Annotated in this window: 18 protein-coding genes and 1 riboswitch; of the genes, 4 read left to right on the top strand and 14 right to left on the bottom strand. The window is 61.4% G+C overall.

Annotated features, from left to right (window positions below):
• Positions 1-69: 69 nt before the first annotated feature.
• On the bottom strand, positions 70-1,284 hold the full coding sequence (gene serB, locus A7D21_RS01060) for a phosphoserine phosphatase SerB (protein ID WP_069550889.1): 1,215 nt from the start codon (positions 1,282-1,284) through the stop codon (positions 70-72).
• Between the two features lie 133 nt (positions 1,285-1,417).
• Here serB and A7D21_RS01055 point away from each other — a divergent pair, with 133 nt between their 5' ends.
• The gene (locus A7D21_RS01055) at positions 1,418-2,953 is read left to right on the top strand and encodes an AhpA/YtjB family protein (RefSeq protein ID WP_069550888.1); all 1,536 of its coding nucleotides are present in this window, start codon (positions 1,418-1,420) and stop codon (positions 2,951-2,953) included.
• Positions 2,954-3,144: 191 nt separating this feature from the next.
• On the opposite strand, the gene A7D21_RS01050 is transcribed toward A7D21_RS01055, so the two are convergent.
• The 9 genes from A7D21_RS01050 to A7D21_RS01010 form a co-directional block, all read right to left on the bottom strand.
• Positions 3,145-3,852 carry a membrane integrity-associated transporter subunit PqiC gene (locus tag A7D21_RS01050; protein WP_073638736.1) on the bottom strand — a complete coding sequence of 236 codons (708 nt, stop codon included), beginning with the start codon at positions 3,850-3,852 and terminating at the stop codon, positions 3,145-3,147.
• Positions 3,853-4,028: 176 nt separating this feature from the next.
• On the bottom strand, positions 4,029-6,293 hold the full coding sequence (gene parC / locus A7D21_RS01045; protein WP_053254034.1) for a DNA topoisomerase IV subunit A: 2,265 nt from the start codon (positions 6,291-6,293) through the stop codon (positions 4,029-4,031).
• Between the two features lie 10 nt (positions 6,294-6,303).
• Positions 6,304-6,825, bottom strand: a complete 522-nt coding sequence (locus A7D21_RS01040; RefSeq protein ID WP_069550886.1) for a TIGR02281 family clan AA aspartic protease — start codon at positions 6,823-6,825, stop codon at positions 6,304-6,306.
• Positions 6,822-7,817 carry an esterase-like activity of phytase family protein gene (locus tag A7D21_RS01035; RefSeq protein WP_069550885.1) on the bottom strand — a complete coding sequence of 332 codons (996 nt, stop codon included), beginning with the start codon at positions 7,815-7,817 and terminating at the stop codon, positions 6,822-6,824. The genes A7D21_RS01040 and A7D21_RS01035 overlap by 4 nt, the downstream gene beginning before the upstream one ends.
• Entirely contained in the window at positions 7,817-9,721 is a 1,905-nt protein-coding gene (parE, locus tag A7D21_RS01030; protein WP_053254031.1) for a DNA topoisomerase IV subunit B, read from the bottom strand. Before parE ends, A7D21_RS01035 begins: the two co-directional genes overlap by 1 nt.
• Before the next feature lie 45 nt (positions 9,722-9,766).
• Positions 9,767-10,375, bottom strand: a complete 609-nt coding sequence (locus A7D21_RS01025) for a YqiA/YcfP family alpha/beta fold hydrolase (RefSeq protein WP_053254030.1) — start codon at positions 10,373-10,375, stop codon at positions 9,767-9,769.
• A gap of 116 nt (positions 10,376-10,491) precedes the next feature.
• Positions 10,492-11,307: a 3',5'-cyclic-AMP phosphodiesterase gene (gene cpdA / locus A7D21_RS01020; protein ID WP_069550884.1), complete on the bottom strand. Its 816-nt coding sequence runs from the start codon at positions 11,305-11,307 to the stop codon at positions 10,492-10,494.
• Positions 11,308-11,406: 99 nt separating this feature from the next.
• Positions 11,407-11,856 carry a DUF1249 domain-containing protein gene (locus tag A7D21_RS01015; protein ID WP_017138485.1) on the bottom strand — a complete coding sequence of 150 codons (450 nt, stop codon included), beginning with the start codon at positions 11,854-11,856 and terminating at the stop codon, positions 11,407-11,409.
• The gene (locus A7D21_RS01010) at positions 11,847-12,464 is read right to left on the bottom strand and encodes an NUDIX domain-containing protein (RefSeq protein WP_053254028.1); all 618 of its coding nucleotides are present in this window, start codon (positions 12,462-12,464) and stop codon (positions 11,847-11,849) included. Before A7D21_RS01010 ends, A7D21_RS01015 begins: the two co-directional genes overlap by 10 nt.
• 193 nt (positions 12,465-12,657) lie before the next feature.
• On the opposite strand from A7D21_RS01010, the gene A7D21_RS01005 reads away from it, so the two are divergent.
• The gene (locus A7D21_RS01005) at positions 12,658-13,404 is read left to right on the top strand and encodes an RsiV family protein (protein WP_069550883.1); all 747 of its coding nucleotides are present in this window, start codon (positions 12,658-12,660) and stop codon (positions 13,402-13,404) included.
• On the opposite strand, the gene cytX is transcribed toward A7D21_RS01005, so the two are convergent.
• Positions 13,373-14,662, bottom strand: coding sequence for a putative hydroxymethylpyrimidine transporter CytX (cytX, locus tag A7D21_RS01000; protein ID WP_069550882.1), 1,290 nt, complete (start codon positions 14,660-14,662; stop codon positions 13,373-13,375). The two genes, A7D21_RS01005 and cytX, sit on opposite strands and share 32 nt — an antisense overlap.
• Positions 14,663-14,801: 139 nt before the next feature.
• Positions 14,802-16,691 carry a phosphomethylpyrimidine synthase ThiC gene (gene thiC / locus A7D21_RS00995; RefSeq protein WP_053254025.1) on the bottom strand — a complete coding sequence of 630 codons (1,890 nt, stop codon included), beginning with the start codon at positions 16,689-16,691 and terminating at the stop codon, positions 14,802-14,804.
• Positions 16,692-16,837: 146 nt separating this feature from the next.
• Positions 16,838-16,943, bottom strand: a riboswitch (TPP riboswitch).
• Positions 16,944-17,139: 196 nt separating this feature from the next.
• On the opposite strand from thiC, the gene A7D21_RS00990 reads away from it, so the two are divergent.
• Positions 17,140-18,579, top strand: a complete 1,440-nt coding sequence (locus A7D21_RS00990) for a TolC family outer membrane protein (RefSeq protein WP_053254024.1) — start codon at positions 17,140-17,142, stop codon at positions 18,577-18,579.
• 107 nt (positions 18,580-18,686) lie between these two features.
• Here the strand turns inward: A7D21_RS00990 and waaA are convergent, their stop codons facing one another.
• Both waaA and A7D21_RS00980 read right to left on the bottom strand, forming a co-directional pair.
• Positions 18,687-19,964, bottom strand: coding sequence for a lipid IV(A) 3-deoxy-D-manno-octulosonic acid transferase (gene waaA, locus A7D21_RS00985; RefSeq protein ID WP_069550881.1), 1,278 nt, complete (start codon positions 19,962-19,964; stop codon positions 18,687-18,689).
• Between the two features lie 23 nt (positions 19,965-19,987).
• Positions 19,988-20,878 (bottom strand): LysR family transcriptional regulator, encoded by an 891-nt coding sequence (locus tag A7D21_RS00980; protein WP_053254022.1) that lies wholly within the window; start codon positions 20,876-20,878, stop codon positions 19,988-19,990.
• A 102-nt stretch (positions 20,879-20,980) separates the two neighbouring features.
• On the opposite strand from A7D21_RS00980, the gene A7D21_RS00975 reads away from it, so the two are divergent.
• Positions 20,981-21,316, top strand: a complete 336-nt coding sequence (locus A7D21_RS00975) for a multidrug efflux SMR transporter (RefSeq protein WP_053254021.1) — start codon at positions 20,981-20,983, stop codon at positions 21,314-21,316.
• The last annotated feature ends 38 nt before the right edge of the window (positions 21,317-21,354 follow it).

Here is a 21,354-nt window from a genome sequence, read left to right as displayed (position 1 = left end):
CCGACTGATCTACCGCATTCGCGAGCAAGCCCGCTCCCACTTTGACCAGGGTGCTTCAGTGATGTCGGCTTACAGCTGACCGTCGCGGTCACGCAAGCCCAGCAGGTACAGCACGCCGTCCAGCCCCAAGGTCGAAATCGCCTGCTTGGCCGATTGCTTGACCAGCGGTTTGGCGCGAAACGCCACACCCAAGCCGGCAATTGCCAGCATCGGCAAGTCATTGGCGCCGTCACCGACCGCAATGGTCTGTTCCAGACGCAAACCTTCCTTGTGGGCCAGTTCCTTCAGCAGATCCGCCTTACGCTGTGCGTCGACAATCGGCTCGACGGCCACGCCGGTCACCTTGCCATCCACCACTTCCAGCTCGTTGGCGAACACATAGTCGATGCCCAGCTTGGCCTGCAGCTGCTTGGCAAAATAGGTAAACCCGCCCGACAGGATTGCGGTTTTGTAGCCCAGGCGCTTGAGTTCGGCGAACAGGGTTTCGGCGCCTTCGGTCAGGCGCAACGAAGCCCCGATGGAATCCAGCACGCTGACATCCAGGCCCTTGAGCAGTGCCAGGCGCTCCTTGAAGCTCGCGCGAAAGTCCAACTCGCCGGCCATCGCGCGCTCGGTGATGGCGGACACCTGCTCACCCACGCCAGCGGCCTTGGCCAACTCGTCGATGACTTCGGCTTCGATCAGGGTCGAGTCCATGTCGAACACCGCCAGGCGGCGGTTACGACGGAACAGCGAATCTTCCTGGAAGGCGATATCGACATTCAGCTCCTGGGCTACGCTCAGGAACTCGGCGCGCAGGGCTTGGGGGTCAGCCGGCTCGCCGCGCACGGAGAACTCGATGCAGCCCTTGCCCTTGTCGGCGGGCGTGTCCAATGGCATGCGACCCGACAAACGGTCGATATGGTCGATATTCAGGCCGTACTGCGCGGTGATTGAGCTGACCCGCTGCAATTGCTCGGCGGTCACCTTGCGAGTCAGCAAGGTCACGATGTGGCGCTTTTTGCCCTGGCCGTCGACCCAGTGTTGGTAATCCGCCTCGGAGACCGGGGTGAAACGCACCTGTTGATCCAGCTTATACGCCGTAAACAGGATGTCTTTGAGCACAGAAGACGCCTGCTCAGTGCTCGGGATTTCCACGAGGATCCCGAACGAAAGCGTGTCGTGGATCACCGCCTGGCCGATGTCGAGAATGCTCACACCACCCTGGGCCAGGACACCGGTAATGGCTGCAGTGAGACCCGGTCGGTCAAGACCTGTGATGTTTATCAGGACAATTTCGCGCAAAGCGCACCCCCAGGCTGGAAAAAAACCGCATTCTACCCACTTTCAGTGACCATCGGGCACAGCCAGCGCTTTGCCGGTTCTAGGCCTGTCGCTATACTGCGCGTCAACTTCACGGACCAAGAGCCGAGCGCAAGTGAACCGGCCCACGCCAGTAAAAACCGATAACTTCTTCCTGCTGATCTTCCGGGCACTGCGCCACCGCCGTGTACCGATCGCATTACGCATCGCCAGCCATAACGTGATCCTGGTCGCTCTGGCCTTGGTGATCTACGCCTGCGTGATGGGTTTGCAGTTCAAGCAGGCCATGCACGAGCAAGCCGACGCCCTGGGCGAAAGCTTGACTACCCAGACCGCCACTTCGGCGACTGAGCTGTTGGTGTCCAACGACATCCTCAGCCTCAACGTGCTGCTCAATAACCTGACCAAGAACCCGCTGGTGGCCCACGCCGCCATCTATAGCGTGGACAACCGGATCATGGCCGAAGCCGGGCAGCGCCCGAAAAACGGCCTGCTAGGTGAAGCCGAAGGCCTGTACCAGAGCAATATCACGTTTCAGGACGTGAAAGCGGGCCAACTGCGTATCAGCCTCGACATGCAGCAATTCCAGCAGCCGATGACCATCAGCCTGCAAAGCATGGGCATTCTCAGCGCGATCCTGCTGGCATTGGCCCTGGCCTTGAGCTTGCGCCTGGGCCGGCACATTTCCACGCCATTGATGCAACTGCGCATTTGGCTGCGCGACATCGACGAACATACCCCGGCCACCGACCGCCAGGATGAGATCGGCGACCTCGCCCGCCAGCTGCACGCCAGCTTCGCCCCGGAACCTGTGATCGTGCCAAAGGCTGAACCCGAGCCGGAATACGACGACACCGATTACGACGACGAGCCCGAGTTTGAAGTGCGCGACCTGCGCGACCCAGGCTTTGACGAAAGTGCACCGGTGGCCGGCCTCAAGCCTGCCACACGCCAGGTGATCAAGGCCGAGGAAGATGAACTGGATGATGAAGACCCGTTCTCCGACCTGCGCGACACCTCGGCCGCCGCGCCCGTTGTCGTCCCCAAGCCTGAGCCGGTGAAAAACACTGAGCCGCAGCACAGCGCCGTATTGGCTGTGCAATTGGGCGCCCAGGACCAACTGCGCCGCCTGCCCCGCGCCCGCCTGACAGAATTGCTGGAACGCTACCGCGACTGCCTCGACCAGGCCGCCTCGCTCTATCAGAGTGAACTGCACACCCTGAACGATGGCAGCACGCTGATGCTGTTCCACAGCGAAGACAGCGGCGAAGACTACCTGACCAACGCCATCTGCTGCGGCGAACTGCTGCGCGCCCTGGGCCATGCCCTGCAGATTGAAGTGGCTGACAGTGGCATTACGTTGCAACTGCAACTGGGCCTGACGGTGGGTGACGATCTATTCGGCATGAGCCAGATCGACCTGCTGCTGACCGAAATTGCCCAGGATGCACTGGCCTTGTCTCAACACAGCCGCAACCTGCTGCTGGTGGAGCGCAAGATCAGCGAAGATGCCCTGATCCGCCAACGCGCCCGTATCCGCCCGATTGCCAGCCCTGAAGGCGCAAGCTGCGTGGAGCGGTTGATGGAGCCGTACCCGTCGATGCTTGAGCGCCAGTTGGCGCGGATGCACGAGACCCGTGCCAAGCCCTAACCAACACCGATGGATCAATGTGGGAGGGGGCTTGCTCCCGATAGCAGGGTGTCAGTCAGCACATGCATTGGCTGACTCACCGCTTTCGGGAGCAAGCCCCCTCCCACATTTGGTCTGTGCCAAGCTTCGAATCGCAGACAAACAAAAAGGCCCGCTGAGTCAGCGGGCCTTTTTTGTGGGTCGGTTTCAGGTCAGAACCTGAACACTTCCATATCCGTACGAATCGGCGTTGCCATCGGCATCTTCGGCCTTTGCGGCACTGCCGGCTTGGCCTGGGCCGGGGCCTGCTTACGCGGCGCCTCGGCAATCGGCGGCTGGTTGGCCAATGGCTTGAGCGCCACCGACAACTGCTGCGCCAAATGCTGCAACAGCACGCCCTGGGCCTGGACCTGGGACGCGGTGGTGCCGGTGTGTTCTTCCTGCAGATGCACGATGCGGTTATCGCGCACTTGCCCACGACGGTCGATCAGACGCCACTGCGCATCCAGGATCGCCGGCTGCGAAGCACCGGAGTCGAGCCGGGTAATCGTCAGCAACACCTGTACATCCGGAGTGAAGCCGGCTGGCGCAGGTGCAAGCACCACACGCTGGCTGTCCAACTGGCCTGCAACCTGGCGCAGCAACAGTTGGTTGATATCGGACGACAAACTGCCCGCCCAACGGCCATCTGTGGAACCTTGCAGGCTGCCGTCGTTCTGACGTTGCAGCAGGGTTTCACGTTGCAGGTAATCGGCAACGACTACCGGGCCAAGCAATACGGCCATACCCGCTGTTTGAGCGGGCTGAGCCGGACTTCCGCTGTCCAGCTGGTACAGCGACACAGGCTGGTGTGTGCTGCAACCCGCCAGCCCCAAAAGGCCAGCGAGCATCAAAATTAAAGGAAGGCGTGGAGCAGTCATCATCCCATCCAGGTGGCTGCCACAAGGCGAACCACAATGTAATACTAAAAATAACCTAAACACGCTCGGCCACGCCGGCGCTGGAAAGGCCATATCATCCGTGAATATGCGCCCTGACTCCAGCGCCAAAGCGTCGATCTACGCGTTAAATCGTAGATCGAGGGCTCTAATCGGCGTTAAACAGGCGTTTCCACGAGCAAAGCATCCACTCGCTGGAAACCCCGCGGCAGTTTGTTGCCGCGTCGGCCACGCTCTCCCTTGTAGTGTTCAAGGTCGTCAGGGCGCAACGACAGCGTGCGCTTGCCGGCCTGGAGCACCAGGGTTGAACCTTCCGGGATCACGGCGATGTCGGTCACGTACTCTTCGCGACTGGCCACACGCTCCCCAGGAATCCCGATAATCTTGTTGCCCTTGCCTTTGCCCAACTGCGGCAAGTCGCTGATCTTGAACACCAGCAAACGCCCTTCAGTGGTCACCGACGCCAGCCAGTTGCTCTCGCGGTCGTCCACGGTGCGCGGCAGGATCACCTTGGCGTTGTTGGGCAAGCTCAACAATGCCTTGCCTGCCTTGTTCTTGGCCTGCAGGTCTTCGCCCTTGACCACAAACCCGTAACCCGCGTCGGAAGCGATCACATACAGCGAATCATCGTCCGGCAGCAGCACGCACTCGAAATTCGCCCCCGGCGGCGGTGTGAGACGCCCGGTCAATGGCTCGCCCTGCCCGCGTGCCGAGGGCAAGGTGTGCGCCGGCACCGAATAACTGCGCCCGGTAGAGTCGATAAACACCGCAAACTGGTTGGAACGACCGGCCGCAGCGGTCTTGAAACCATCACCCGCCTTGTAGGAAAGGCCGGTGGCGTCAATATCATGCCCCTTGGCGGAACGGACCCAGCCCTTTTCCGACAGAACGACGGTAATTTTCTCGTTAGGTAGCAGCTCGGTTTCTGTCAGCGCTTTGGCTTCAGCACGCTCGACGATGGGCGAGCGGCGATCATCGCCATAGGTTTCGGCGTCTTTGATCAGCTCGCTGCGCACCAGCTTCTTGAGCTTGGCTTCGCTGCCCAACAGGGCTTGCAGCTTGGCTTGCTCTTTGAGCAGCGCATCTTGCTCATCACGCAGCTTCATTTCTTCCAGTCGCGCCAACTGACGCAAGCGGGTGTCGAGGATGTAGTCAGCCTGGATCTCGCTCAGCTCGAAACGCGCGATCAGCTCGGCTTTCGGGTGCTCGGCGGTACGGATGATGTGGATCACTTCGTCCAGGTTGAGGTAGGCAATCAGCAAACCGTCCAACAGGTGCAAGCGACGCTCAACCTTGTCGAGACGGAATTGCAGGCGCCGACGCACGGTCTGCACGCGGAACTCCAGCCACTCCACCAGCAGGTTGCGCAGGTTTTTCAGCTGCGGCTTGCCGTCCAGGCCGATGATGTTGACGTTGACCCGGTAGCTGGACTCCAGGTCGGTGCTGGCAAACAGATGCTGCATCAGCACTTCGTGGTCGACGCGACTATTGGTCGGGATGATCACGATGCGGCATGGGTTTTCGTGGTCAGACTCGTCACGCAGGTCCGCAACCTGCGGCAATTTCGACGGTTTGGCCTGCATCAGCGCAGCGATCTGCTCCAGCACCTTGGCACCGGACACCTGATGCGGCAGCGCGGTGACGATAATGTCGCCATCTTCGATGTGATAAACCGCGCGCATGCGCACCGAGCCCTTGCCGGTCTCGTACATCTTCAGCAGGTCGGCGCGCGGCGTGATGATTTCCGCTTCGGTCGGGTAATCCGGGCCCTGGATATGCTCGCAGAGCTGCTCGACCGTGGCTTTTGGCTCGTCAAGCAGGCGCACGCAGGCGGTGGCCACTTCACGCAGGTTGTGCGGCGGCACGTCAGTGGCCATGCCGACCGCGATGCCGGTGGTGCCATTGAGCAGGATATTCGGCAAACGTGCCGGCAACACCAGGGGTTCGTCGAGGGTGCCGTCAAAGTTCGGCCCCCAGTTCGCAGTGCCCTGCCCCAACTCGCTGAGCAACACTTCCGAATAACGCGACAGGCGCGCCTCGGTATAACGCATGGCCGCGAAGGACTTGGGATCATCCGGCGCACCCCAGTTACCCTGCCCGTCCACCAAGGTGTAGCGGTAGCTGAACGGCTGGGCCATCAGCACCATGGCTTCATAGCACGCGGAGTCGCCGTGGGGGTGGAACTTACCGAGCACGTCACCGACGGTACGCGCCGACTTCTTGTGCTTGGAATCAGCGTCCAGGCCCAACTCACTCATGGCGTAGATGATGCGCCGTTGTACCGGCTTCAGGCCGTCGCCGATATGCGGCAAGGCACGGTCCATGATCACGTACATGGAGTAGTTGAGGTAGGCATTTTCGGTGAAGTCAGCCAGCGATCGGCGTTCTACGCCATCTAAGCTGTCTGCGAGGATGTCACTCATGCGGGCCTCATCATTGTTTGGTCTGGCGCAGCAGCAATGTGCCGCTGCGCTGGGTAAATTCAAGTTGTTTCAATGCACTCATGCCTAACAGCACCTGTTCCCCGCCCAAGCCCGGCGCAACCAGCGCACGCACGTCCTGAAGGACGATATCGCCCAGTTTCAGGCGGTCGAGGTGGGTGCGGTAGCCCTGACTCCGCCCATTGGCGGTGCTCAAGGTCACCGGCATGCCACGTTTGAGCCCGAGACGGTCGCCCAATTCGGCTGGAACCGCCACGTCGGTCGCCCCGGTGTCGAGCATAAACTCCACCGGTTGACCGTTGATCTGGCCGCTGGCAACAAAATGGCCTTGGCCGTTGCCCAGCAATTTCACTTCGATGTAACCCTCGTGCTGCTCCGAGGTCACTACGGCATTGGGGTTTTCCTGACGCGCTTCCCATTGCCCAAAAAACCGTGTGGCCAAAAACAGCCCCGCGCCCCACGCCACGAACATCAACACACGTCCGGCGCGCTTGCCGGGCGGTTGTGCACTCATGGCTGAGCACCCCAGCCACCGGCCGGCGCGGCAAAACGGTAGACGATCGGGCGTTTTTCACCATCGGCGCGAGGGCCGAAATTGTTGTCGATCCCCAGCCAGGCTCCGTCGGCATCCATCACCAGCGCTTCGGCCAGACCATAAGGCTGGGCATAACGCCGCTCCGGCGTCAGGGTCTCGTCGGCAAACGACCAGCACAACTCGACTTTTGCAGTGACCGCATCGCGCCGGCAAATCTGGAACGCATTGCGCTCCAGGGTAAACAGCTTGCCGTTGAACAGCGCGAGGTCGGCAAAATCCTTGGACACGGCCTTGGCGTGGACGAACTGCGCCGGCTGCACTTCCTGCCCGGCCTCACTCAGCAACACACAAGGCCCCTCACAATCCCACACGCTTTGCCCACGCTTGATCGAGATCAAGCCACGTCGCTCACGCTCGGCGGCCAGCCAGATCTGATTGCCTTGCGGGTTGATCGCCAGGCCTTCGAACAAGGCATTGAAATGCAGCAGCATGCCGCTGGCCCGCGCTTCGCGCACCATGCCCGGGGCAATTTTCAACCACTGCGGCGCACCACTCACCGGCACGTGCAGCACCGCCGCATGGGCTTCGCTGACAATGTAGCGGTCACCGGCGGCATCGCAGGTGATGCCTTCAAAGTCCAGGTCACCACCGCGAATGAACGAAGCAGCCTTGGTGCGCGAGCGCAGCCCCCACGGTAAACCGGACTCCGGCACCGGCGGCACGTCGATTTTCAGCGCTTCGGCCTTCCAGGTCGGCGCGCTGATATCGAGGCGGTAGATCTGGTCGTCATCACGGTCAGAAACGGTCCACAGCGCTTTGCCACACAGGGCCAGGCCCGACAGGTTACCGCCGCGCATGCCGTCCACCGGGTGTTCGGACACGAGTTTAAGCTCAACGGCGGGCGCGGCGACCACCTCGGTGGCCGCCAACCCGCTCAAAATCAGGATCGCCAGGGCGAAACCTGTGCGCATCAGCCCAGAACCTCGGCCAGGTTGCCTTTGGACTCCAGCCAGGCTTTGCGATCCGGTGCACGCTTCTTGGCCAGCAACATGTCCATCATTTCCGATGTGCCGGCGAAGTCTTCCAGGGTCAATTGCACAAGGCGCCGAGTGTTCGGGTCCATGGTGGTTTCGCGCAGCTGCGGCGGGTTCATCTCACCCAGGCCTTTGAATCGTGTGACCTGTGGTTTGCCGCGCTTTTTCTCGGCGACCAGACGGTCGAGGATGCCATCGCGCTCGGCTTCGTCCAGGGCGTAGAAAATCTCTTTACCCATGTCGATACGGTACAGCGGTGGCATCGCGACGTAGACGTGACCGGCATCCACCAGTGGGCGGAAGTGCTGGACGAACAGCGCGCACAGCAATGTGGCAATGTGCAGGCCGTCGGAGTCGGCGTCGGCGAGGATGCAGATCTTGCCGTAGCGCAGTTGGCTGATGTCTGCCGCACCCGGATCGACACCGATGGCCACGGCAATGTTGTGCACTTCCTGGCTGGCCAGGACTTCGCTGCCGTCGACTTCCCAGGTGTTGAGGATCTTGCCGCGCAACGGCAGGATCGCCTGAAACTCTTTGTCCCGTGCTTGCTTGGCGGAACCGCCGGCGGAGTCGCCTTCCACCAGGAACAGCTCGGAACGCATCGGGTCTTGCCCGGCGCAATCGGCCAGTTTGCCCGGCAGTGCCGGGCCCGCCGTAATGCGCTTGCGCTCGACCTTTTTGCTGGCTTTGAGGCGACGGCCGGCGTTGTTGATCGCCAGTTCCGCCAGGGCCAGACCCAGTTCCGGGTGTTCGTTGAGCCACAGGCTGAAGGCGTCCTTGACCACACCGGACACAAACGCCGCCGCCTCACGGGACGACAGTCGCTCCTTGGTCTGGCCAGAGAATTGCGGCTCCTGCATCTTCATCGACAGCACGAACGCGATGCGCTCCCACACGTCTTCCGGCGCCAGCTTCACGCCACGCGGCAACAGGCTGCGGTACTCACAGAATTCGCGCATGGCATCCAGCAAGCCCTGGCGCAAACCATTGACGTGGGTGCCGCCCTGAGCGGTGGGGATCAGGTTGACGTAACTTTCCTGCACGCTGTCGCCACCTTCGGGCAACCACAGCAGCGCCCAGTCGACCGCTTCTTTATTACCGGCCAGGCTGCCGCAGAACGGCTCGTTGGGCAGGCGTTCGAAGTCGCTGACGGAGTCTTCCAGGTAGGAGCGCAGGCCGTCTTCATAGTGCCACTCGACCTTCTCGCCGGTGCCTTTGTCTTCAAAGCTGACCAGCAGGCCCGGGCACAGAACAGCCTTGGCCTTGAGCACGTGCTTGAGGCGGCTGATCGAGAATTTTGGCGAATCGAAGTATTTAGGGTCCGGCGCGAAGTACACGCTGGTGCCGGTGTTGCGCTTGCCGACGGTGCCGATCACTTCCAGGTCGGTGGCTTTGTAGCCATCGGCGAAGGTCATCTGGTACTCGTTGCCGTCGCGCTTGACCTTGACCCGCACCAGCGTGGACAGGGCGTTGACCACCGAAATACCCACACCGTGCAAGCCACCGGAGAACTGGTAGTTCTTGTTGGAGAACTTGCCGCCGGCGTGCAGCTTGGTGAGGATCAGCTCGACGCCCGACACACCCTCTTCCGGGTGAATGTCCACCGGCATGCCGCGACCATCGTCAGACACTTCCAGGGAATGGTCGGCATGGAGGATGACTTGTACCGACTTGGCGTGCCCGGCCAAGGCTTCGTCGACGCTGTTGTCGATGACTTCCTGGGCAAGGTGGTTCGGCCGACTGGTGTCGGTGTACATGCCGGGGCGTTTGCGCACCGGGTCGAGGCCCGAGAGGACTTCGATGGCGTCGGCGTTATAAGAGCTAGCGCTGGGAGTGGCCATGGGGTCTCGTCGTGAGTCGTTCGATTAAAAAGTAACCTGCGATTCTTACAGTGAAGAAAAATCGAAGGATTGATACTGATCAGGGCCAATGCCGGCAAAGCTCAACATTGCCGGCAATTGCTGGGCGAACCCTTGGTAACCATGGTCGCCACCGGCCTGGATGCGCAAGGCACAGGCTCGGTAATACTGTTGGGCGAGGCGATAGTCCAGTGTTTCATCGCCGGTCTGCAACCACACCTGATAACGCGCGGCATCCTGGGGCGCCGGGACTTCCAGCTCGGCCAGTGCCGTGACGTGATCGTGGGTCAATTCCCAGGTTTCATCGGTGTAGAGGTTCTTCTGGGTGCCCAGGTAACCGTCGAACATCCGATGAGGGCTGACCGCCGGGTTGACCAGCAGCGCCTTAAGGCCATGGCGTTCGGCAAGATGGGTTGCATAGTAGCCGCCGAGTGAGCTGCCGACCAGCAGCGGCCGACCCAGCTGTGCAATGGCCTCCTCCAACTGAGCAATCGCCTGGCGGGGGTGGTGATGCAGGGCCGGCACGCGCAATTGGTCGGCCAGGCCGAGGCTGTCCATCACCGTCTTCAGTTGGCTGGCCTTGTTGGACGCAGGCGCGCTGTTGAAACCGTGGATATACAAGATCGAAGCGGACATGCCGGGCTCTCCGTGCTTCAGCCAAAGAGGCGCAGTTTACAGGGATCGAGGGGGTGTGTGAGTACCCTGTTGTCCAGCCAGCAAAGAACCCACATTTGGCTCAGTGTTTGCAGCCGTTAATAGCCGTTGCTGCCGTAATCGACGGTAAATTCGAACCCTTTTACCCGCTCCACGCCCGTCTCCAACCGTCCGTCGGCATGCAATCGCAGCCAGCGGTAACCCGGCGCCTGTTCGCTGACCTGGAAGTCTTCACTGCCCGGCGTGAACTGGATGCAGGTGGACGGCGACGCCAGCAGGCGCACGCCGTTGCGCTCGCGGTCGATTTCCTGGTGCACATGCCCCCAAAGCACCGCCTTGACCTGCGGAAAACGGTCGAGTACGGCAAACAGAGCGTCGGGGTTGCGCAGGCCGATGGGCTCCATCCAGGCACAGCCGATGGGCACCGGATGATGGTGAAAGCACACCAGATGGTGCCGACTCGGCGCCTCGCTCAAGGCCTGGGCCAGCAATTGCAGTTGCTGGTCTTGCAGGTAGCCGGGCACCGAACCGGGAACTGCCGAATCCAGCAGGGTGACGCGCCAGTTGCCGATGTCGAGCACCGGCTCCAGCAGATCACTGTGCACGGCGGCGTGCGCCATGACCTGCGGCTCGTCGTGGTTGCCGGGAATCCAGCGCGCTGGCGCAGCAATCGGCCGGGTCAGGTCACGAAATTGTTGATAGGACTCAAGCGTGCCGTCCTGGGACAAATCCCCGGTTGCCAGCACCAAATCGATCTGCGGCTGCTGCTCGCGCACCAACTCGATCACCCGCCGCAGGCTCTCGCAGGTGTTCATGCCGAGCAGCGTGCCCTCGGCCTCGGCAAACAGGTGGCTATCGGACAACTGCACCAGCAACGGCGGCGCATCAGGGTTCAAGGCGGATACGCTTGGCAAGGCGCTCTCCCAAGGCAATCACAGGAAATGGACATTTGGCGCGATTATGCTGGGGCAGGACACAAAGAGGAAAGCGGAGTAAGCAGACGCAGTTCACATCTACCGCACGACTTCGAACTCATGGCCCAGGGCCAGGCAGTGACTCAACCATTCACCGAGGAACACATTGAGCTGTGCTTTCTCATCGGGCTGGTGCATGAACACATTCGGGTAAGGATAGATGCTGCGAAAGCGCCGCGCATGTTCGGCGCTGATCACTTCGGCCATGCGCGCATCGTGATACACCTGGACTTCCAGCTGCGGCACCGGCAGCCACGGCAGGCTGTGTTCCTGGCGCACGCGCAGGGTGGTGGTGTACGGGCAGTTGACGATGACCTCAAGGGTCAGCACGCCGAGCATCTGGTCGCCATGGGTAACGGCAATGCGCCGCGCTTCGGGCGCGTGGCGCATGTCGGGAAGCAGGCGCATCAACCGCGCATAGTTGGCCTCGCAGGCGGCTTGCAGCCCGATCAGGTCGACTCGATAACGTTCCCGTGCCTTTACTGCCATAACCCCCTCACTTCCGCGCGATTAAGCGCAAGCCATTGCAGGGCGATAATGCTGGCTGCGTTGGAAATTTTGCCGTCACGCACCGCTTGCAGGGCATCTTCGAATGCCCAGGTGGTGACGCGGATATCTTCTGCCTCTTCTTCCAGTCCATGGACGCCACCCGCCCCGGCGCTGTCGCAACGGCCCAGGTACAAATGGACGAATTCAGTGCTGCCACCGGGCGACGGGAAATATTTGGTGATCGGCCACAGCGCGGAGAATGTCAGCCCAGCTTCCTCCTCGGCTTCGCGGTGTGCAACCTCCTCCGGCTCTTCATCCTTGTCGATCAGGCCGGCGACCATTTCCACCAGCCATGGGTTATCGGTACGGCCCATGGCGCCTACACGAAACTGCTCGATCAGCACCACTTGATCGCGCTGCGGATCGTAAGGCAACACGCACACCGCGTCATGCCGAACGAGGACTTCACGATTGATCAACCGGCTCATGCCGCCATCGAATTTTTCGTGGCGCAACTGCATGCGATCAAGCTTGTAGAAGCCCTGGTAAGCATTGTCATGCTGAACAATCTCGATCTTGTTCGGCGTCGACTTGGCAATGTCCGTCATGTCTGTCCTCGATGTACCCGTGCAATTCGCGCCATCCTAACGCGCTCCTGCCCGTTGGTGCAGCCCCTTTCCAGTTGCCGGGATAGACGGCGGACGTCAAACTCACTCTAATCAGCTTAGTGGCGAACTGACTGCTCTGTCGGCAGTCCAAGCGCTACTCTTTTCGCTTCCCATCGATTTCCGAAGGACACACATGTCGCTTTTAAAAGTCGCCTCCGTGGCCTGTATTGCCTTGACCCTCGGTGCTTGCCAGAGCCTGTTCCAGCCCAGCTACCTGAACCCCCTGGATACCAAGCCAGACGCCTCGGAGCAAATCAAACCCGGCTGCAACAGCCCTGATTGCCCGCTGGTGAACATCGATACCGTGCACTTCCCCTCCGAGCCGCAACTCGACACGCTGGTGGAGCAGCGCCTGCTGCAAATGACCCGCACCACCCCCGGCGCCAGCGTGCCGCCGACGCTGAATGCCTACCGCGACAAGTTCCTGCGCGAATCGCCCGACCGCAACAGCATGTACTTGCAGGCCAAGGTACGTGAGCAGCATGACGGGCTTGTGATCATCGAAGTGTCCAGTTACCTCGACACCGGCGCTGCCCATGGCGAGCCTGGCCGTGGGTTCATCAACTATTCGCGCCTGCTGCACAAAGAGCTGAGCCTGACCGACATGCTGTTGCCAGGCCAGGAGCAAGCGTTCTGGAATACCGCGAAAGTCGCCCACAACAGCTGGCTGATCAACTCGCAGATGGACCGTGACCCGGAGTTCGTGAAGAACTGGCCGTTCCAGAAAACCCCGAACGTGGCCTTGACCAGCAATGGCGTGGTGCTCAAGTACAACGTGGCGACGATTGCGCCTTACGCATTGGGGCTGATCGAAATGACCATCCCCTATGCGCGCCTCACCGGCGTACTCAAGCCCGAATTGGCGCCCGCGCGCCACTGAAGGCCCGGCCCAGGATGAACTGCAGCAAGCCTGCCAGCACCAGTGCCGGCAGGGTTGCGCCGATATCCGGGTAGAGATTGGCCAGCAGATGATACGTGCCAATGCCGCCCAACCAGGCGACCAGCGCAGGCCAGCGCAGGTTGCCAACCGCTCCCTGGCCACGGCGGCGCAGGATAAAGTGATCCACCAGCACCACGCCGAACAAGGGCGCAAACACCGAGCCGATCAGCAGCAGGAAGTTCTGATACTGCGCCAGCGGTGCGAAGCAGGCGATCAAGGTGCATATCACGCCGATAGTCAACGCCAGATGCTCGACTTTCCAACGCAACAGAATCCCGCTGGACACCGCCGCCGAGTGAATATCGGCAAAGGCGTTTTCCGACTCGTCCAACAGGATCAGCAACAGCGGAATGCCCAGGCCCGCGCCGGCCAGGGCCAGCAACAGCGCATTCACCTCACCACTTGGCGCAAACGCCAGGGTGTAGGCCACGCCCAGGCTCATCAACCAGAAATTGCCGATAAAGAACCCCAGCGCGGTACCGCCGAAGACAGCGTTGGCGCGCTTGCCGAAACGTGAGTAATCGGCGATCAGCGGCAGCCATGACAGCGGCATGGCAATGGCGATATCAAACCCTACCGCGAACGGCAGCGAACCGTCACCGGGCTTGGCCCAGAGTGCGGCGAGGTCGGCCTTGGCGAACAGGTTCCAGGTCAGCCACAGGCACGCGGCGAGCAGCAGCCAGATCCCCCATTTGCGCAGGATTTGCCGTACGAACGTCAGCGGGCCGCTGACCGCCAGCAAGGTCGCCAGGCCGCCGAAAAACAGCGTCCACAGCAACGGGCTCGCCAGCAGGCTGCCCTCGCTGAACGCGCGCGTACCCAACAGACTGGCGGCATCGCGCATCACGATGATTTCAAACGCGCCCCAGCCGATCAGTTGCAGCAGGTTCAGCAACGCCGGCAGGCTCGCGCCCCTGGCGCCGAGGCTGAGTTTAAGCGCGGCCATGGCCGACAGCCCGGTGTCGCTGCCAATCACGCCGACAGCGGCCAGCAACAGCACGCCCACCAGCGTGCCGAGGAAAATCGCCAGCAACGAGCCGGACAAGCCCAGCCCCGGCGCGAGCAAGGCACCGGTTTGCAGGACCATCAGGCCGATGCCGAGGGAGAACCACAGGGAGAACAGGTCGCGGGCGCCGAAGACGCGTTTGTCAGCGGGCACCGCGATGTCCGGGGAATAGGTGCTGGGTTGAATGCTCAAGGGTGTTATCTCTGAGGGACACTTTGTTGTTTGTCAGATTGCCTTCGCGAGCAAGCCCGCTCCCACATTTAGAATGCATTTCAAATGTGGGAGCGGGCTTGCTCGCGAAGAGGCCGGTACAGGCGCCTACAATCCCGGATCAGACCTTTTTGTAAAGCTGGCTCCCTTCCTGCTTGAACCGCTCCGCCTGCTCGGCCAAGCCCTTGGCCACATCCACATCCACCGCTTCAATGCGTTGGTTGGCGGCGTACTCGCGTACTTCCTGGGTAATTTTCATCGAGCAGAATTTCGGCCCGCACATCGAGCAGAAATGCGCGACCTTGGCCGAGTCCTTCGGCAGGGTTTCATCGTGATAGGAACGTGCGGTGTCCGGGTCCAGGCCGAGATTGAACTGGTCTTCCCAACGGAACTCGAAGCGCGCTTTACTCAAGGCGTTGTCACGAATCTGCGCGCCCGGATGGCCCTTGGCCAAGTCCGCTGCGTGGGCGGCGATCTTGTAGGTGATGATGCCGGTCTTCACGTCATCCTTGTTCGGCAAGCCCAGGTGTTCCTTGGGCGTGACGTAGCAGAGCATGGCGCAACCAAACCAGCCGATCATCGCGGCGCCAATGCCCGAGGTGATGTGGTCGTAGCCTGGTGCAATGTCAGTGGTCAGCGGGCCGAGGGTGTAGAACGGCGCCTCGTCGCAGCACTCCAACTGCTTGTCCATGTTCTCTTTGATCAACTGCATCGGCACGTGGCCCGGGCCTTCGATCATGGTTTGCACGTCGTGCTTCCAGGCGATTTTGGTCAGCTCGCCAAGGGTTTCCAGCTCGCCGAATTGCGCAGCGTCGTTGGCGTCGGCAATCGACCCCGGGCGCAGGCCGTCGCCAAGGGAGAAGCTGACGTCATAGGCCTTCATGATTTCGCAGATTTCGTCGAAATGCGTGTAGGTGAAGTTCTCTTTGTGGTGCGCCAGGCACCACTTGGCCATGATCGAGCCGCCACGGGACACGATGCCGGTGACGCGTTTAGCGGTCAGCGGCACGTAACGCAGCAATACACCGGCGTGGATGGTGAAGTAGTCGACACCCTGCTCGGCCTGTTCGATCAACGTGTCGCGGAACAGCTCCCAGGTCAGGTCTTCAGCGGCGCCGCCGACTTTTTCCAAGGCCTGGTAGATCGGCACCGTACCGATCGGCACCGGCGAGTTGCGAATGATCCACTCGCGGGTTTCGTGGATGTGCTTGCCAGTGGACAAGTCCATCACGGTGTCCGAACCCCAGCGGATGCCCCAGGTCAGTTTCGCCACTTCTTCTTCAATGGACGACCCCAGGGCGCTGTTGCCGATGTTGCCGTTGATCTTCACCAGGAAGTTACGGCCGATGATCATTGGTTCCAGTTCGGTGTGGTTGATGTTGGCCGGGATGATCGCGCGGCCACGGGCGATTTCTTCGCGCACAAATTCGGGGGTGATGATCTTCGGCACGCTGGCGCCGAAACTGTGGCCGGCGTGTTGCTGGTCAAGCAGGCCGCTGGCGCGGGCCTCTTCAAGCTTCATGTTTTCGCGGATGGCAACGTATTCCATCTCGGCGGTGATGATGCCTTTGCGCGCGTAGTGCATTTGCGTGACGTTGGCGCCAGCCTTGGCGCGGCGCGGGTTTTTCACGTGGGCGAAACGCAGCGCGGTCAGCTCGGCATCGCTGAGGCGCTGTTGGCCGAAATGCGAGCTCAGGCCGCTCAGGCGCTCGGTGTCGCCACGCGCTTCGATCCACGGCGAGCGTACATCGCCCAGGCCTTTGCGCACGTCGATGATGACGTTGGGGTCGGTGTACGGGCCGGAGGTGTCGTACACCACCACGGGCGCGTTGATCTCACCGCCGAAATCGGTGGGCGTCACGTCCAGGCTGATTTCACGCATCGGCACACGAATGTCCGGGCGAGTGCCTTGCACGTAGATTTTTTGCGAGCGGGTAAACGGCTGCACGGAGCCGGAGTCGACTTTGGCCGATTCACTCAGGTGCACGGTATTTTTTAATTTTGTAGTCATCACGGGCTCTCCAACTATCCAGGCGGTGGATTTTTGTCGGAGCGAACCTGTGACGGATGGACGCACTGAAACCAGTGCTGTGCAAGGCACGAGGGCTGTTCGATTGTCGAACAACATCCCGGACGAAGCACAAGAGGACTCGCCGGGTGACGAGAAATCTTGTTCCCTACGCAGGCGCTAACCTGATCAGGTTCAACGGGATCCGGTATTTACCGATCTCAGCCTTCCAACAAGGCACCCCGACAAGAACGCGGCCAGTCTAGACCAAGGCGTGGGCAAATTGCCAATAGCGGTGCATTCAGCGTGATGAATGGCGTGATTGCGGGATTGTTGCGCCGGGTCAGCAACACTACACTCGGGGGCCGCCACAATGCTTGACGCCAGGAATGGCCAGCCTTAGCCTTGGGCGCTAAATTATCGCCGTAATATTCACACTAGGGATCGCCTCATGCTGCGCAAACTTTCACTGGCTCTTGCCGTGTCTTGTGCGACCAATGGAATGGTCTGGGCAGCTGAAGCGCCCTTGTCCGCCAAAACCGATTTGGTCAGCGTCTACCAGGAAGCGGTGAACAACAACGCCGACCTGGCCGCCGCCCGCGCTCAATATGGCGCACAAAAAGAAGTGGTGCCCCAGGCCCGCGCCGGCTTGCTGCCCAACCTCTCGGCCGGCGCCGACAGCAATAACGTGCGCACCCAGATCGACCAGCCGGCAGCCACCGTCAACCGTGACGCGCATTCCTGGCGTGCAACCCTGAGCCAGCCGCTGTTCCGCGCCGATCGCTGGTTCCAGCTGCAAGCCGCCGAAGCCGTCAACGAACAAGCCTCGCTGCAGCTTTCGGCCACCGAGCAGAACCTGATCCTGCAAAGCGCCGAAAGCTACTTCGCCGTGCTGCGCGCCCAGGACAACCTGGCCTCGACCAAGGCTGAAGAAAGCGCCTTCAAACGCCAGCTCGACCAGTCCAACGAGCGCTTTGATGTGGGCCTGTCGGACAAGACCGACGTGCTGCAATCCCAGGCCAGTTACGACACCGCCCGCGCCAACCGCATCGTCGCCCAGCGTCAGGTGGACGACGCCTTCGAAGCGTTGATCACCCTGACCAACCGCCAGTACAACGCGATCCAGGGCGTTGTGCACACCCTGCCGGTGCTGCCACCGGCGCCGAACGACGCCAAGGCCTGGGTTGAAACCGCCGGCCGCCAGAACCTCAACCTGCTGGCCAGCAACTACGCGGTGACCGCCGCCGAAGAAACCCTGAGACAGCGCAAGGCCGGCCACTTGCCGACCCTCGACGCCGTGGCGCAATACGAAAAGGGTGACAACGACGCGCTGGGTTTCAGCAACCCGAACCAACTGCCAGTGCCCTACGGCGGCGATGTGTCCCAGCGCACCATCGGCTTGCGCCTGAACATCCCGATCTACAGTGGCGGCCTCACCAGTTCCCAAGTACGCGAATCCTATTCGCGCCTCGATCAAACCGAACAGCAACGCGAAGGCCTGCGTCGCCAGGTGGTGGAAAACACCCGCAATCTGCACCGCGCGGTGAATACCGATGTGGAACAGGTGCAGGCGCGTCGCCAGTCGATTATCTCTAACCAGAGCGCGGTGGAAGCCACCGAAATCGGCTATCAGGTGGGCACGCGCAACATCGTCGATGTGCTGGATTCACAGCGCCAGCTCTACGCGTCGGTGCGCAACTACAACAACAGCCGCTACGACTACATCCTCGACAACCTGCGCTTGAAGCAGGCTGCGGGCACGCTCAGCCCAGGTGATTTGCAGGACCTGACGCGTTACCTCAAGGCTGACTACAACCCGGACAAGGACTTCCTGCCGCCGGACCTGGCCAAAGCCGCCGCCGAGCAGCTCAAGGCCCGTCCAGGCTACTAAGCACAGCACAAACCAATGTGGGAGCGGGCTGGCCCGCGATGCAGGCACCGCGGTGTATCAGTGACACCCGGGTGATGCAATCGCAGGCAAGCCAGCTCCCACATTTTTCAGTGATTAAGCAGTTTGTCCAACCCATCCAGCAAGCGCTTCAACGCGCCCTGATTAGCCTGCATCACCTTCAATCCCGCTTGCGCCATCTTGCGCGCGTCCTGCGGCAGCTCGAACAGTTGCCGCACCGCCTCGGCCAATCCCTCTGCGTCATCCACCTCTCGCAGCGCCCCGGCATCGCGCATCATCGCGCTGATTTCGAGAAAGTTGAACAGGTGCGGCCCCATGATGACGGGCTTGCCCAACGCAGCCGGCTCCAGCGGATTATGCCCACCGGTCGGCACCAGGCTGCCGCCGACAAACGCGCTGTCGGCCAGGGCATAGAGAAACAGCAGCTCGCCCATGGTGTCGCCGAGCAGCACCGAGGTGTCTGCGGTAACAGGTTCACCGCTGGAACGGCGCACGGTGGCAAACCCTTGCTGCCCGCACAACTCGAACATCGGCCCGAAACGCTCCTGATGCCGCGGTACCAGAATCAGCAGCGCGTCGGGGTAGCTTTCGCGCAGTTGGCGATGGGCCGCCAGTACCACGTCGTCCTCGCCTTCATGGGTGCTGGCGGCGATCCACACCGGGCGCTCGCTGGCGCCCCATTGCTCGCGCAAGGCCGCAGCGCGCAGCGGCAGCTCGGGGTCGATGGTCAGGTCGAACTTGATCGAGCCGGTGACTTCAACCGTGTCCGGGCGGGCCCCCAGGCTCAGGAAACGCTGGGCTTCGGTGTGGGTCTGCACCGCGAACAGGCGCATTTCAGACAGCATCGGCGCGGTCAGCCTGGCGAAACGCGCATAGCCCTTGGCCGAACGCGCTGACAGTCGCGCATTCGCCAGCGCCACCGGAATACCGCGTTGCGCACAGGCGTGGATGTGGTTGGGCCACAACTCGGTTTCCATGATCACTGCCAATTTGGGCTGCACACGATCAAGAAAACGCTTGGCCGCGCAGGGCAAGTCATACGGCAAATAGCAGTGCTGAATGCGCGGCTCATTAGCGAACAGCGCCTGGATGCGCTCGGAGCCGGTAGGCGTCATGCAGGTCACCGTGATCGGCAGCGTGGGATGGCGCGCCATCAGCCCACGGATCATCGGCGCGGCGGCAATGCTTTCGCCTACCGACACCGCATGCACCCAGATGCCGCCCGGCTGCATGACCGGCAGCCCATACGAAAAGCGCTCGCCGACGCGCTTGGCATAGGCCGGCGCCTTGCGCGCGCGCAGCCACAGACGTAAAGCCACCAACGGCAGCGCCAGGTAAAACAGACAGCTGTAGAGAGTTCTATTCATGGCGGCGGAGTTTATCGGCTTTTTCAGTCAATCGCCCGCAAGCACTCGGCAAATCGTTCAGTCAGGAAGCGTGCTGCAGGGCCGAGGTGCTCGTCGCGACGCCAGACCAGTTCCACCACCAGCGCGGGCGGCGTCCATTCGCTGTTCAATTCCACCATCTGTTGCTGATAGGTCGGGTACTGCACAATATGCCGCGGCAACCAGGCCCAGCCCAGGCCACTCATCAGCCATTCGGCCAACACGTAGAAACTGTCGGCGCGCCACACCAGCGGGCTGGCGGCGTCGCTGCCGGGGTAAACACTGGTCTGGGTCGACATCAGCAACTGGCGGTACTGCGCCAGACGCTGACAGTCCACGTACGCCTCCTTGGCCAGCGGGTGGTTGACGCCGCACACCGTGACCATTTCCACACTGCCCACCACCCGACGCTCAAGCGCCTCGGGGATCAGGTCGTGATAGAACAACAGGCCGAGATCGGCTTTACGCTCCACCAGCTTGCGCGCCACATCGCCTTGCGCGGCGCTGGACAGCTGCACTTCCAGGAGCGGGTACTGCACGGCAAGCGCCTCAAGGCTATCGAGTACCGGCTGGAACAACATGGCTTCATCCTGGGCCAGACGCAGGCAGGCTTCCTCACCGCGCGTCAGTGACAGCGCGCGGCCATTAAGCCGTTCACACTGGCGCAACACCTCGCGCGCTTCCTCCAGCAAGACGCTGCCGGCTTCGGTCAGGCGCGGTTGACGGCCACTGCTACGCTCAAACAGGCTGAGCCCCAGATCAGCCTCCAACCAGGCAATTGCGTTGCTCACCGCTGACTGCGCCTTGCGCTCGCCGCGTGCTACAGCGGAAAACGAGCGCTGCTCGGCGACGCTCACAAACAAGCGCATCTGCTCCAGGTTCCACTGCACGCTCATGGCTAACCCATCTTTAATTCGGATAGGTAATGACTTTATCTCATCTCGTGAAGCGTTAGAATGCCCACCTAATCAAGCCTGCAACACACCGAGGACTACCCCATGAATGCCGCCTACCTTTATCTGGCCATTGCCATTTGCTCGGAAGTGGTCGCAACCGTTTCCATGAAAGCCGTCAAGGGCTGGAGTACGCCTCTGCCGCTGGCACTGGTCATCATCGGCTACAGCATTGCGTTCTGGATGCTGACCCTGGTGGTGCGTACCGTGCCGGTGGGCGTGGCGTACGCGGTGTGGGCCGGCATGGGGATTGTGATGGTCAGTATCGCGGCACTGTTTATCTATGGGCAAAAGCTTGATGTCCCGGCGATGCTCGGGATGGGCCTGATTGTACTGGGGGTGGTGGTCATTCAACTGTTCTCGAAAACCGCCGGGCACTGACCGCCACTCAACAGCCTGTATACTGCGCCTCTTGTCTT

Origin of the sequence: Pseudomonas sp. AP19, from assembly GCF_001728855.1 — a bacterium.
GTDB lineage: Bacteria > Pseudomonadota > Gammaproteobacteria > Pseudomonadales > Pseudomonadaceae > Aquipseudomonas > Aquipseudomonas fluorescens.
Note: the sequence above shows the minus strand (reverse complement) of the source record. Positions and strands in the feature narration are given on the sequence as shown.